General features: G+C 68.7%; 10 protein-coding genes and 5 pseudogenes. 6 read left to right on the top strand and 9 right to left on the bottom strand.

The window, feature by feature from the left end; all coding sequences use genetic code 11:
* Positions 1–102: 102 nt before the first annotated feature.
* Positions 103–474 (bottom strand): annotated as a pseudogene (locus AB0F77_RS20625) (hypothetical protein); the annotation flags it as partial.
* 3 nt (positions 475–477) lie between these two features.
* Between AB0F77_RS20625 and AB0F77_RS20620 the strand changes: the two are divergent.
* Positions 478–798 (top strand): annotated as a pseudogene (locus AB0F77_RS20620) (transposase family protein); the annotation flags it as partial.
* Between the two features lie 33 nt (positions 799–831).
* A complete protein-coding gene (locus AB0F77_RS20615) occupies positions 832–1,173 on the top strand; it encodes a hypothetical protein (RefSeq protein WP_361950290.1) in 342 nt (113 codons plus the stop codon).
* A 692-nt stretch (positions 1,174–1,865) separates the two neighbouring features.
* On the opposite strand, the pseudogene AB0F77_RS20610 reads toward AB0F77_RS20615, so the two are convergent.
* Positions 1,866–2,326, bottom strand: a pseudogene (locus AB0F77_RS20610) (transposase); the annotation flags it as partial.
* Positions 2,327–2,733: 407 nt separating this feature from the next.
* Here AB0F77_RS20610 and AB0F77_RS20605 point away from each other — a divergent pair.
* Positions 2,734–2,877, top strand: a complete 144-nt coding sequence (locus AB0F77_RS20605; RefSeq protein ID WP_361950287.1) for a hypothetical protein — start codon at positions 2,734–2,736, stop codon at positions 2,875–2,877.
* Between the two features lie 179 nt (positions 2,878–3,056).
* On the opposite strand, the gene AB0F77_RS20600 is transcribed toward AB0F77_RS20605, so the two are convergent.
* Positions 3,057–5,297: an MMPL family transporter gene (locus AB0F77_RS20600; RefSeq protein WP_361950284.1), complete on the bottom strand. Its 2,241-nt coding sequence runs from the start codon at positions 5,295–5,297 to the stop codon at positions 3,057–3,059.
* A gap of 259 nt (positions 5,298–5,556) precedes the next feature.
* On the opposite strand from AB0F77_RS20600, the gene AB0F77_RS20595 reads away from it, so the two are divergent.
* On the top strand, positions 5,557–6,321 hold the full coding sequence (locus AB0F77_RS20595) for a TetR/AcrR family transcriptional regulator (protein WP_361950281.1): 765 nt from the start codon (positions 5,557–5,559) through the stop codon (positions 6,319–6,321).
* Here the strand turns inward: AB0F77_RS20595 and AB0F77_RS20590 are convergent.
* The 4 genes from AB0F77_RS20590 to AB0F77_RS20575 form a co-directional block, all read right to left on the bottom strand.
* The gene (locus AB0F77_RS20590; protein ID WP_361950278.1) at positions 6,312–6,680 is read right to left on the bottom strand and encodes a hypothetical protein; all 369 of its coding nucleotides are present in this window, start codon (positions 6,678–6,680) and stop codon (positions 6,312–6,314) included. The two genes, AB0F77_RS20595 and AB0F77_RS20590, sit on opposite strands and share 10 nt — an antisense overlap.
* 33 nt (positions 6,681–6,713) lie before the next feature.
* Positions 6,714–7,196, bottom strand: coding sequence for a DUF302 domain-containing protein (locus AB0F77_RS20585; protein WP_361950275.1), 483 nt, complete (start codon positions 7,194–7,196; stop codon positions 6,714–6,716).
* Positions 7,197–7,385: 189 nt separating this feature from the next.
* The gene (locus tag AB0F77_RS20580) at positions 7,386–8,351 is read right to left on the bottom strand and encodes an SDR family NAD(P)-dependent oxidoreductase (protein WP_361950272.1); all 966 of its coding nucleotides are present in this window, start codon (positions 8,349–8,351) and stop codon (positions 7,386–7,388) included.
* The gene (locus tag AB0F77_RS20575; protein ID WP_361950269.1) at positions 8,326–8,787 is read right to left on the bottom strand and encodes a helix-turn-helix transcriptional regulator; all 462 of its coding nucleotides are present in this window, start codon (positions 8,785–8,787) and stop codon (positions 8,326–8,328) included. The genes AB0F77_RS20580 and AB0F77_RS20575 overlap by 26 nt, the downstream gene beginning before the upstream one ends.
* Before the next feature lie 564 nt (positions 8,788–9,351).
* On the opposite strand from AB0F77_RS20575, the pseudogene AB0F77_RS20570 reads away from it, so the two are divergent.
* Positions 9,352–9,857 (top strand): annotated as a pseudogene (locus AB0F77_RS20570) (ATP-binding protein); the annotation flags it as partial.
* A 16-nt stretch (positions 9,858–9,873) separates the two neighbouring features.
* Here AB0F77_RS20570 and AB0F77_RS20565 read toward each other — a convergent pair.
* Positions 9,874–10,125 (bottom strand): annotated as a pseudogene (locus AB0F77_RS20565) (transposase); the annotation flags it as partial.
* Positions 10,126–10,253: 128 nt separating this feature from the next.
* Here AB0F77_RS20565 and AB0F77_RS20560 point away from each other — a divergent pair.
* Positions 10,254–10,769: a hypothetical protein gene (locus tag AB0F77_RS20560; RefSeq protein ID WP_361950266.1), complete on the top strand. Its 516-nt coding sequence runs from the start codon at positions 10,254–10,256 to the stop codon at positions 10,767–10,769.
* A gap of 72 nt (positions 10,770–10,841) precedes the next feature.
* Here AB0F77_RS20560 and AB0F77_RS20555 read toward each other — a convergent pair whose 3' ends face one another.
* A complete protein-coding gene (locus AB0F77_RS20555) occupies positions 10,842–12,287 on the bottom strand; it encodes a NucA/NucB deoxyribonuclease domain-containing protein (RefSeq protein ID WP_361950263.1) in 1,446 nt (481 codons plus the stop codon).
* Positions 12,288–12,533 lie beyond the last annotated feature (246 nt).

Here is a 12,533-nt window from a genome sequence, read left to right as displayed (position 1 = left end):
GACCCACCGACACCACAAGCGGCTACTCACCTAGCAATACAGTCCCTCCGCGGGGCACCAGTCGCTCACGTGCCTCCCTGACCCACCACCGCCGGTCGAGGTTAGCGCCAACTCGCGTTTGTCTGCGGTGAGTTGCCGGACGGTGTTGCCGAACCGGTCGTACTCGGTGGTGGTGATGTGCCCGCCGGGGGCGGCGGTGTTGACCTCACGACCGGACGCGTCGGTGTAGGTAATGGTCGCCCGGGTGTAGGCCGAGGCCGAGAGGTCCGAGCCGGAGTTGGAGGTGGGGACCGAGTCGGCCAGGAAGGCCGCGGTCGCGTCCGTCGGCACGTCCGACTGGCCCCAGGCCGCCACGTCTGACGTACCCATGGCGTTCGGCGCCTTTGAACCCGTCAACGGAACGTCGTAGACCACACTGGTGGTCGCCGTCGTACCATCAGTGGTGCTCTTCGTACCCGCCGTCAGGTTCGGTCGGCGGGCGCGGTCCACGACATCAGGGCAGCCCGCTCCCACGGCCTACTCGACGCCCTCGACACCGGCGGCATCCGGTGCTGGGCGGATAAGGCGTACCAGGGCTCCGGCCCCGCCGTCCACGTCCCCTTCCGCGGCCGCTGGAACAAGCTCTCCGCCGGGAAGAAGACCGTCAACCGCGCCCACGCGAGGATCCGCGCACTCGGCGAACAGACCATGGCCACCCTCAAGTCCTGGTGCCTGCTGCGGAAGCTCCGCTGCAGCACCACCCGCGTCACCGGCCTCGTCAAGGCTGTCCTCACCCTGGAGCTGACCGCCTCAACCTGACGAGGGAGCCTCACTGCCTTCTATACTCCTGGCGTGTTTGATACGTCGAGCCTCTTCCACGTTTCGTCCGTGCTCAATCGGCGTTCGATCGCACAGCATGGCCTGGATTGGACCCGGATGGGCGCCGCACGGGGAATCGCCGGCAGCCGCAGCCCTGAGGTGGAGGGGATCTTCATCTGTCGGGGCGAGGAGGAAGCAGAGTTCTTCCTCCAGATCAACAACACCGGTGGGCCGATTGATCTCTGGTCCGTGGACGGCATCGATGAGGGGTTGTTCCTCGACAACGGCAACGGATTCGTCTACCTGCCCAGCCGCATACCAGCCGCGCGAGTCCGCCTCGCGCGATCAGACGTTCCCCCGCAACTTAGTTTTTGACTTCGCGCGGAGCTACGGAGGATGACGTCGGATAGCTCCTGCGGGAAGATGGACACGTGTTTTCGGATCACGGTGGTCGATATCTTCAATCTCTCCAGCGTCAAGCCGCGCACGCGCACAGCCATTGCCAGTTCCTGGCCGACCGGATGCGACTGCTGGCCGGGTGGATCGGCGCCGGGGACATGGGCCTGTGGGAGAGAGCGCAGCACCTTCGGCGCATCTTCGAGGACATAGAGGAGCACTACCAGCGGGTGGCGAGGGCGGCGGAGCGGCCGCCGCCGGATGACCGACGCGCTCGGCGAAGCCAACGGCGGGAGCTCCGGGTGACTGTGGATGAAATGTGCCGCAAGGTAGACGAGTTGGACAGATTGGTCCTTGGGTTGGAGGTCGAGCACAGACTTCAGGCTGGCGCGAGCGGTCAGCATCAGCCCGAAGCCGACAGCTGAGCGGATGCGGCTCGGCACGCGCCGTACCGTCCGGGCCTGGTCGTGGTCGAACTTCCCCCTCGACAGCAGGTGGTGCATGCGGTGTGGCGGCCCTGGTTGCCCCGCCTGCTGTGCCGGCGTCCAGCAGTTTCGCGTGTCCCGCTGCCCCAGCAGCCCCGTGATCATCGCTGCGGCTGTCTCATGGGTCTCACCTGTTATGAAACAGCTTGAGATCATGTCCAACGACGCCTCGACGGGCCGCACGGTGATGACGAACAGCGGCAGCCCCTTGGTGTTCACGACCAGGTGCCGCTTGCGGCCAGTTGATTTTCTTCGCGCCGTCGTAACCGCGGGAGTCCTTCCCGACGGTTCGGCGGCCTTGGCGGACTGGGAGTCGATCGCGGTGGCGACCACTCCCGACGCCCGGCCCATCTGACGGCGGATGCGTTTGCGCAGCCGGCCACGGATCTGCCCGACGACGCCGACGGCAGCCCAGCGGGCCATGAACCCGTAACACGTGCACCAGGGCGGCGGGAAGTCCCGGGGCGGGGCCCACCGTTTGCAGCCCGTGTCGACGACGTAGCAGATCGCGTCGACGATCTCGCGGCGCGGATGCTTCTCGGGACGGCCCCGGCCGTGGTCTCGCAGGCCGGGGCCGGCAACAGGGGTTCGAGCAGGGCCCATTCGTCGTTGAAGGTGTCGGAGGGGTAGCAGCACCTCGTACCAATGTGTTTCTCCTTCCCGGGCCGGGGGTGGGGACGGCCGCTTTCCGGGGGTGTGTTCAGCCGCAGTCGTTGCGGTTGATCTTCAGGGAGCGGGTCTGGTCGTTGCAGGTCGTGGATGGAGCCGCCGCTGCGGGTGACGCACACCCAGCGGCCGCTGTGGTTCCGCTTCTCATGGACGCGGGTGGTGCGATCCGAGTTGTTGCGGATCGAGCTGCCGCGGTCACGGATCGCGGACGGCGGGTCCTTGACACCACCGTCCACGGCCGGCCGTACCCACGGCTGACCGCCGAAATGGCCACGGGACCGGTTTGGCCTGCGAGTTCACTACAGCAGTGGAGCGTGTCCAAGGGTGCACCCGTCGTGAACACCGGTGTTCGGCAAGCACGACGGGCAGCGCAATGATGCGAGCCATGGAGCGGGGGGAGGAGATCTCCGCCTTCGCGCTGCGGGTGAGCCTCTCCCGGGCCGGTGAACCGGCTGTCGGTGCCGTCCGGTTCGACGACGATACGAGCCGTGACGCCACGAAGGGAGTGAGGGGAGGCATCGCGGTCTGACGGTGGGCGGTCTCTCGCTCGTCCTTGGTGAACTTCTGCCTTCGCAGCTGCGGAACCAGTCAGCCCGAAGAGGGGCTGCCGCGAGCTGGTGATCCTCGCGGCAGCCCCATCGGCGGCTCACTCCCACGGTGGGTGCGGGTTCGGGCACAGGGCCAGGCGCGGGTCCTTGGCGCCGTCCGTCAGATCTTGGTCGTGCTTTCGGAGAGTGGGGCAGTCTGTTCGGTGGGCTGCAGTGGCGCCGCCGAACCGGGGCCGGACTCGCTGAGGCCGTAGCGGTTGTGGAAGCGTCGCAGCAGCCTGGGCGCGTACCACGCCGAACGGCCGAGCAGCCGCATCGCCGCCGGGACGAGGACACCCCGCACGGCGACGGCGTCGATGAGTACGGCCAGTCCGCTGCCGAGGCCGAACATCTGCATGAAGCTGAGCTTGGCGGCGCCGAAGGCGAAGAAGCTGACGGCGAGGAGGGAGGCGGCGGCACTGACGATGCGTCCGGTGTGCCCGAGACCGTTGACCACGGCTGTCTCGTTGTCGGCGCCCTGGTCGTGGAGTTCCTTGATCCGGCTGGTGACGAACACCTCGTAGTCCATGGACAGGCCGAAGGCGATGCAGAACATCAGCACCGTCATGGCGACCTCCATCGGCTGGGCGGTGACGCCGAGCACCGAGGACAGGTTGCCGTCCTGGAAGATCCAGGTCATCACGCCGAGCGCGGCCCCCAGGCTGATCAGATTGAGGATCAGGGCACGCAACGGCTGCACGATGCTGCCGGTGAAGAGGAAGAGCAGCAAGAACGTGCTGAGGACAACCAGGGTCACCGCCAGGGGCAGCCGGTCGGCGATGCTCGACTTCGCGTCCACGAGCACGGCGTCGCTCCCTCCGACCAGGGGGCTCGTCCCCGGAGGCGGCGCAAGGGAGCGTATCCGTGCGACCAGGTTCTGCGCCGCGTCCGACCTGGGCGTCAGATCGCTGAGCACACGGATCCGCTGTGCATCGGCCCGGCCCAGGGAGGGGTCGGCGGGCCCGGCCGGCGCGGACTGGCCGCGGGAGAGGGTTCCCGCGCTCGTCTCGACGCGCCGGACACCGTCGAGTGCGGCCAGCCGTCCGGCGTAGGCGACCAGGGAAGCCCGGTCCACGGGCCGGTCGACGGCGATGTCGAGGGCCGAGTCCTCGCTGCCGCCGAAGTCCTCCCGCAGGACTTGTGCGACCTGCCGGCTCTCGGCGTCCCCGGGGAGCACGCGCTCGTCCGGCGTGCCGAAGGTGATGCCGAGCAGCGGGCTCGCCGCGAGGAGCAGCACCGCAAGAACGGGCAGAGCCGTGAGCGCGGGCCGCCGCATGACGGTGCGGGCCAGCCGGCCCCACAACGATCTCCGGCCGCCGATGCTTCGCGGCTTGGCCCAGGGCAGCCGTCCGCTGTTGACGCGATGGCCCAGGACCTTGAGCAGGGCCGGCATGACGATCAGAGTGCTGAGGGCGGCGACAGCGACGACGCCGACGCCCGCGAAGCCGAAGGAGCGCAGGAAGTACTGCGGGAACACCAGCAGCGCCGCCAGTGCCGCCGCCACCGTCGCAGCCGAGAAGGCGACCGTGCGGCCTGCGGTGTGCACGGTGCGCCGGACCGCCTCGTCCACTGCTGCGCCCGCCGCGAGCTGTTCCCGGAAACGGCTGACCATCAGCAGTGCGTAGTCGATGCCCAGGCCGAGCCCCAGGGCGGTGGTGAGATTGGTCGCGGTGTCGGCGACGTCCGTGATGCTGCCCAGCAGGAAGAGCTGGGCGAACGAGCCGGTGATGGCGATAACCGCGATGGCGACCGGCAGCAGGGCTGCGACCATGCTGCCGAAGACAAGCAGGAGCAGGACGAGTGTGAGCGGTACGGCGATGGCCTCTGCAAGGATCAGGTCGTCGACCACCTGCCGTGACAGGTCCGCGCCCACGGCGGCGCCGCCTCCGGCCCGTACGGTCAGGGATTCCTTGTACGTGCCGCGGTAGGCGTCGAGGACGGCGCGTGCGTTCTCGCGCTGTTGTGTGGCGTTGCCGCGAACGTTGGCGAGCACCATGGCCTCGCGGCCGTCCTCGGAGAGCAGGTCCGGGCTGTTCGTCTCCCAGAACGAGACGACGTTGCCGAGTTGCTTCTCCTTCTTGAGATCGGCCACCAGGGCGCGGCCTTCCGCGCCGGCGGCGGCGGTGTCGGCGCGGCCGTCGCCGGAGCGGACCAGCAGCACGAGATTGACCCCGCCGCCGAACTTCTCGTCGATGACCTTTCCCGCGCGCGTGGACGGCGAGGCGGGGTCGTCGAACCCTCCTCCGCGTAGCTTCTCGAAGGCACCCGCGCCCACCGCACCCATAAGGGCCACGATCAGCACGGTCAGGACCAGCACCAGACGGGACCTGCGGATCGCTAAATCGGATATGCGTTCGAACACGGGGTGATCTCCTTCGGTCTTTCTTCTGGGCTGAAAGGCGAGAGTCCGGCGCCGGACGTCCGGCCGGCACGAGGAGCGGCCCGGTCCGATCACCCCAACAAGGGGGCGTGGCCGCGCAGTTCGCCGCCGGGTAAGAAGCTACTGAGACGGTGCCCTCTTTAGCAGAAGGAGATTTATCTGACAGTGTCAGATTTACCGAATGGCAGATAACCTGCCGGGACCGGAAGGTACGAAGGGTCGGCTGTCCCAGGAGGTGGGTATGTCCGCAGACGAGTACGCACCGACCCGGCCGTCCCTGCGCGAACGGCGCCGGGCCGTCGCGGTACGGGAGATCGTGGACGCGGCCGAGAGGCGCCTTACCGAGAACGGACTGCACGCCCTGTCCCTCAGGGCAGTCGCCCGAGACCTCGGCATGACCGTGCAGGCCCTCTACCACTACTTCCCCAACCGGGACGCCCTCGTCACCGTGCTCGTCGCCGAGGCATACGACGATCTGGCCGACGCCGTGACGTCAGCCGTCGCTGCCGCCCCGGGAAAGTCCGCCGGTGAGCGGTTCCTGACAGCGACCGCGAGCTACCGCAGCTGGGCCGTCACCCACGTGCAGAGATTCCAGCTCCTCTACGGAGCACCGCTGCGGCACTACGCGGCGCCCGCGGAGGGGCCGACGACCCGCGCGATGCGCCGGATGAGCGCTGTCTTCCAGCGCGAGATGTTCGACGGCTTCACGGCCGCCCAGCTCGCCGCAGCCGACCCGGGCGCCCTCTCACCGGCCCTGCGCACCCATCTGGAACTCCTGTCCTCGCAGGACTCGCAGGCCCTGCCACCCCCGGCCACAGCCCTCCTGCTCGGGGCATGGGGACATATGCACGGCCTGGTCATTCTGGAAGCGTTCGGCCACACGTCTTTCGTCGGCGAACACCAGGCCGAGATCTTCGACATGGCGATGCGGAGACTGCTGGAGGATGTCCATCGCAGGATTCCGGTGGAATCCGAGGGGGTGGCACGGGGCGCGCCTCAGACATGACGAATCTGAGCAGCAGCGACGAGGGTTTCCATGATCCGGAAGGAGGAGCCGACGGCGGGTGTCGGCTCGCCGAAGCCGCGGCGCAGGTCGAGCGGTGCGGCGACAGCCGCCGGCGGCGCAGGGTTCGGGAAGGCGCCGGGGCAGTTCGCGAGGATGCCGGCCGCGACGAGGTAGAACGTGGCGAGTTCTGGCCGCTGACGGGCGGCCAGGACGGCTGCGACGTCGATGGTCCAGGCGGCCCGGTCAGCGGCGACCAAGTGGTGCAGCACCGGGGCGTGGTCGCCGCCGGCATCCGCAGCGTCGGCGCGGCCGGCCGGTGCCTGCCCGGCGAGCAGCAGACGCAGTTCGCCGCGGCCCACACTCCTGTCGGACCGTCGGTCGCGCGGACTTCGTCAGGAGGCGGCTGCCCGTAGGGTCTCCTCGAAGAGGCTGTCGAGCCGGCGCGTTACCGCGGTGACCTCGGCGTCGTCGAACTGTCCGAAGAGGGAGCCGGGACGGTCGTACTCGAAGGCGACCTCTCCGTCGATCTCACGGAGCAGCACGCGGATGGGGGCGTACATGGCTGCCGACAGCCGGTGCCGGGTCATCCGCGTGGCCACGAGGGCGTTGCCGCAGTCGTACTGGATCGCCCGGCGTTCGAGTCCGACCGTCCTGAGGAGGGCGCCGTGGTTGCGTTCTCCGGCGATGACCAGCGGCTCCAGGTTCTCCATGGCTTCGAGGGCGCCCGCGACGTCGTCGGCGCCGAGCCGCGCGAAGATGGCCTCGTCGAAGCGTCCCAACGCCTTCTCGAAGGCCGCGCGTGTGTCGTCGAACGACTTGCTCGACACCACGGTGACGTGCTCTATCTCGAACGTGCGGGTAGTCACGGAGGTCATGGGAGGTCCCTTCTTGTCGACGTCTGACTTTTCGAGTGGATCTGGTTGTGTCTGTTGTGTCTGGTTGTGCTCATCGGCACTGGTCACTGGTCACTGGCCGCTCGGGGATTCGGGGCGACGGCCGTGGGCGCCGCGCGGGAGGACGTCGCGCACACGGCTGTGACACCGGCCGGCGCCGAGGGCCGCTGCTCAGCGGACGCTGTCCAGGACCGGTAGCGCGTAGTCCCACAGCGCGTCCGCGGCCTTCGGGTCGAGGGACCAGGAGGCGACCAGGCCCAGGAGATTCCCGATGCCTTGCTGCATCAGGTGCAGACCGCCCTCGACGGTCACCGCTTCCTGGTTGTCCTCGAAGTAGTGTCCGCTCACGCCCTGGACGAGCGGGGACGCGGCCAGCGGGACGCTGGTTGCGGCCGCCTGCTCAGGGGTCTTGAAGTAGGACGGAGTCACCGGCCGGCCCTCTTCGTCCATGGCTCCCAGTGCCTGCATGGCCGCCTGGTCGAGATGACGTCCCAAGGCGGTGTGAGCGGAGCCGGGTGAGCAGGCATTGGCCGTGATGCCGGCGTCGGCCCACCGCCTGCTGATGCCGGCAGCGAGCAGGGCGTCGGCCGTCTTGGACTGCGCGTAGGCGATGAAGGGGTCGTATGCCCGGTGCTCGAAGTGGGGGTCGGCGAAGTCGAACCCGGCCATGAGCTGTGCGCCGGAACTGACCATGACCACGCGCGGGTCAGGAGACTGGCGCAGGGCGTCGTAGAGGCCGTTGAGCAGCGCGAAGTGTCCAAGGTAGTTGGTGGCCAGCTGCAGCTCCCAGCCCTGCGCGTTGACCTGGCGGGTGGGCAGCATGATCACGCCGGCGTTGGCGACGACGCAGTCCACGGGCCGGGACCAGCCCTTGCAGAACGCAGCCACGGAGCCCAGGTCGGCGAGGTCCACTGCGGCGACCTCGGTCTGCGGGTGCTCGTCCAGGATCGGCCGGGCCTGTTCCGGTCGGCGGGTGAGGATGGTGACTGCCGCCCCTGCGCCGGCGAGGGCACGAACGGTCTCCCCTCCCAGTCCAGAGGCGCCGGTGACGATGATGCGCCGACCGGTCAGGTCCGTGCCGGCCAGGATCTGGGAGGCGCTGGTGCGGGCGTCAAAAGGAGTGGAGATGGGCGTCATTCCGTGTGCCTGCTTCTCTCGTGTTTCGCGGTGTGGCTGCGCTGTCAGACGTGGCTCGACGAGACAGCCCGCACGGTGTTCGCCCGAGGCGGGCAAGCAGCGCGTGCACGCCGGGGCGCAGCTTCTGCGGGGTACGTCTGGCCGGGCGGCGCGGAGTGGAGGGGCGGCGGGCTACGGCATTCAAGTAGCTGCGTTCGGCGTCGTCCAGGCGCAGTGCCCGCGCCGGGGTGTCGAGCACGGACTGCGAGGGGGTGATCGGCCGGCCCTGTTCCAGGCGCGTGCAGTAGTCGGCGCTCGCTCCTGCCAGGGCCGCCTGTTCCTCTCGGCGCAGTCCCGGTACCTGGCGTGGGGCCGTGTCCTCGACGCCCAGCGTGCGGGGGTCGAGCGCGGCGCGCCGGGCGCGCAGGAAGTCGGCGAGACCTTCGTTCCGCTCCATAGGCCAAGCCTCGGCCCAGGGCACGACCGGGGCCAGCGGCTGGGTGGCCCTCTCAGGCCCAGGATGACGGAGCCAGCAGGCTCCGCCGCCGTCACCGACCGCTCGGTCGCCCAAGGCTTCTAGGGATGTCGGAATGCCTTCTGCCATCTGGCTTGTCACCGGAGCAACCTCCCGCTTCGGCTGCCTCGTCGCCGCGCGCGCACTCGCCACGGGCGCCCACGTCATGGCGGTGGGCAGGCGACGGGACCGCTTGCGAGAGCTCCTTGAGCTCGCCCCGCAGGGCACGCTGACCGCCGTGGAGCTGGACCTCACCGACCCCGCTGCCCAGACCGTCCCGGCGACACCGTGCGGCCGGCCGCCCGGACGTCCTGGTCGACAACGCCGGCTACGGTCTGTTCGGAGCCATCGAGGACATCGGCGCCGACGAGGCCCGCACCATCCTCGACACCAACGTCCTGGCCAACCTTGCCGTCGGGAGCCGGCGGTCACCTTCCTGACCGCGTGGCGGCCGGCCCATCTGCCGCCCGACACCCGCCCCCTACGACCAGCTTCTTGGCCGCCTTGCCCAGGCAGAAGGCATTGCGGGAGCTCGACTTCGACGCCAACTCCAACATCGACGCCGCCGTCGTCCACACCCTCGCCACCCGCGAGTGGGCCAAGAAGGGACAGCCGCTCTGCCTGATCGGCGACTCCGGCACCGGCAAATCCCACCTGCTCATCGCGCTCGGCACCGACGGCGATGGCCGGATTCCGGGTGAAGTACACCCTGGCGACCAAACTCATCAACGAATTCGTCGAGGCCGCGGACGAGGAAGCAGCTGACCAAGACCATCGCCCGCTACGGACGCGTCGATCTTTTATGCATCGACGAACTCGGCTACACGGAACTCGACAAGCACGGCGCCGAGTTGCTGTTCCAGGTATTGACTGAACGCGAGGAGAAGAACAGCGTCGCCATCCCCTCCAACGAAGCCTTCGGCGGATGGACCAAGACGTTCACAGATCCCCGGCTCTGCACCGCTATCGTCGACCGGCTCGCCTTCAACGTCACAATCATCGAGACCGGCACCGGTGCCGCCCGCCACGGCCGGCCTCGTTCCACGCGGCCGGGCGCCGCCGGCACGTCATGCCCGACCCGAAGCCCAGCTCCTGCGGCAGGTACTCCCACTGGATGCCGGTGTGCAGCACGAACAGGATCCCGCACAGCGCCTGCCGATCCGGGACCCGTGGCCGGCCCTCCACCAGCTTCGGACCCGGCTCGGGCAGCAACGGCTCGATGAGCGACCACAGTTCATCCGACACGATCCACGGCCGCGGCTGACGTTTCCCCACGACCAGACCAACGACCGCCCACACCGAAAGTCACATGATCAACAACTCCTGTTAGGACCTCTACGCCCCCGACCGAGTTGGCCCGTCGTCGCTCGCGCTGTGCCATCTGGCGGCCGGTGGGTCCAGGTGGTCGAATGCATGCGGAGGTGCAGGCGATGGGGTTGCTCTCGCGGCGGGAACTGGATGTCACGGTGGACCACTGCCGGTTCGGCCTCCTGGACATGGCCGCTGCCGCGACGGTCTCGCCACCGCACCCTGCGGCCGGAGCCGGATGGGTGGCGGCGGGTCCCTGCGTGATCTACATCGAAACGACCGACGACGTGCTCCGCGCCCGGTTGTCGTTGGAGGTGTGGGACGGGCCAGCGGCCATCAACGCGGCGCACTGGCCGGATTACGAACACGTCCGGCTCGACCTGCCGAGCGGACGATTCGGGGTCGACGAGATCGCGGCCGGCTGGGAGCCCGATGTCTTCGCCCTGCCCTCGGCCGGGCGATGGCAGGTGCGGATCGCCCGCCGGGAGGGGGCGGTCTGGCTACCGGTCACCGCTCCGACCGGATACGCGCCGACCGAGGACCCCTCGGAGAAAGACGTCGGAGCGTACTACCTGCTGCAGTTCTGGCCGGCTGTGGCCGGCCCCGACTCCGTGTGACCGGCGTGTTGTGAGGCTGGGACCCGACGGGTGCGTCGGGTCCCAGCCTCATAGCGACCGGCGAGTTCCCGGTCAGGGGTCGATGCGGACGAAGAACCGGTCGTGGTCCAGGATGCGGTTCTGGTCGTACCAGCGCCCCAGCCGTGCCCCGGCCTCGTTGTTGTCCTCTCTGGACACGGACTTGACCGAATAGAAGTTCTTGTACTCGGGCTGGTTGTCCTCCAGGTACTGGGCCGCCCCCTCGTAGGTGGAGGCGAACGGATACTCGTCGCATTCCCGGCCGGGCTTCGGGAAGTCCGGGACGGCGCCGCTGGTGCAGTACGACCTGACGATGCTTCGGTTGGCGTTGTAACGGGCTCTGTAGTAGTTGCCCTTGGCCTTTGCCAATCGGTAGAGCGGGTCGTCGCGGGTGGCGCCGGGGAGGTGCTTGTTCGCCGCAAACGGCAGGGTGGTCTCCGGATGGGTGCGGGCGGAGTCGATGTGCTCGGCGACCTCGGCGACACCGCGGTAGTCGCGGGCCGGATCGGTCTTGTCTCCGAGCCGGTAGATCAGTCCCGGGCGGCTGCGGTCGAAGACCGAACCCTGTTTGCCGGTCTGCAGGTACCAGGCACTGTCGAAGCGCAGGCCGCCGTCCTCACCGCGGCCCTCTTGGAGCTGGGGCGAGCCGGGAACCTGCCAGGAGTACCGGGGCTGGAAGACCGCAACGGCCAGCTGTTCGCCGTTGACACGGTCGGGGATGTTCGCCTCTGAGTACACCCGCATCCTGGCCGCGTTGTTCTGCCGCCAGCCGACGAGGGATGCGGTGCGGCTGTCGGTGGACTGGCAGGCGACGTCATCAGGGAACGGGATGCCGCCCGGGTCTGTCGGGCGGCGGCCGATGTACTTGCCCCCGCACCACAGGGAGGCCCGCATCCGCACCCCCGGCTCGGTGAACACCCCTCTGGCGTCGATGCTGTCCACGTGCAGCCAGAACTCGGCCCAGCGGTCGTTCGGCGGGAAGGAAGGACCACCACGCTTGCCGTAGCCGAAGATGGTGTTCTGCGACACGAACGTTCCGACGACTTTGCAGGGCCCGTTGACGCAGTCGTACGCCACGGCCGTAGCCAGGTGCCGCTGGCAGTAGGCGAAGCGGTTTTTGATCCAGCCCGCCTTCTGGCCGGACTGGGCGACGTGGTCGGCGCACTCCTGAGAGGTGGTGATGTAGTTGTACTGGTCGTGAGGGATCCGCCCATGGGGGTATCGGTCGCTGTCGGTCGTGTACTCCGCGCCTTGTGCCGCGTCGGTCTGCGCCTCGGCGTCGACCTGCACCTGCGACGCAGCCTTGGCCGAGGCGACCCCGAGTCGATCCAGCGATCCGTCGCGCCACAGCGTGTCCGCCACCCGTTTCGGGTCGTCGACCAGCTTCGGATCGGAGATGGTGTAGGTCCGCAGGACCATCCGGCTCGCTGCGCCGGCGGCGGGCTGGCTCGCACCCGCGGGGGCTGTGCCCGTCAGCAGCAGCGCTCCGCAGAGTGCCATCGTCGTGGCCGCCGCCACTCCCGTGAGGGAACGGTGCAGCCTGTTCGGCTTTCGGCCCCGTCCTCTGTGATCGCGGCGCATTCCTGGTAAGGCCATGTATTCCCCCATGCATTGTTGAGGCAGCCTGGCTGGTTGGACGCGGTGCGCCAGGAGCCAGGTCTGCTCGAAGTGGTGCGGCCTGAGGGAGTTTCTCGAAGCAGCCATGCCGACTGCCATATCTATCGGGCGTCCCGTGATATCTCGGGA

This window comes from Streptomyces sp. NPDC026672, from assembly GCF_040638185.1.
Classification (GTDB): domain Bacteria; phylum Actinomycetota; class Actinomycetes; order Streptomycetales; family Streptomycetaceae; genus Streptomyces.
The sequence above is the reverse complement of the archived record's forward strand: the minus strand, read 5'-3'. Positions and strand labels throughout refer to the sequence as shown.

What these genes read in the sequence shown, in the direction of transcription:
- AB0F77_RS20605 (WP_361950287.1), top strand. Translation starts at nt 2,734, where the DNA reads ATGGAGCGGGGGGAGGAGATCTCCGCCTTCGCGCTGCGGGTGAGCCTC.
- AB0F77_RS20595 (WP_361950281.1), top strand. Translation starts at nt 5,557, where the DNA reads ATGTCCGCAGACGAGTACGCACCGACCCGGCCGTCCCTGCGCGAACGG.
- AB0F77_RS20585 (WP_361950275.1), bottom strand. Translation starts at nt 7,196, where the DNA reads ATGACCTCCGTGACTACCCGCACGTTCGAGATAGAGCACGTCACCGTG.
- AB0F77_RS20580 (WP_361950272.1), bottom strand. Translation starts at nt 8,351, where the DNA reads ATGACGCCCATCTCCACTCCTTTTGACGCCCGCACCAGCGCCTCCCAG.
- AB0F77_RS20575 (WP_361950269.1), bottom strand. Translation starts at nt 8,787, where the DNA reads ATGGAGCGGAACGAAGGTCTCGCCGACTTCCTGCGCGCCCGGCGCGCC.
- AB0F77_RS20560 (WP_361950266.1), top strand. Translation starts at nt 10,254, where the DNA reads ATGCATGCGGAGGTGCAGGCGATGGGGTTGCTCTCGCGGCGGGAACTG.
- AB0F77_RS20555 (WP_361950263.1), bottom strand. Translation starts at nt 12,287, where the DNA reads ATGGCACTCTGCGGAGCGCTGCTGCTGACGGGCACAGCCCCCGCGGGT.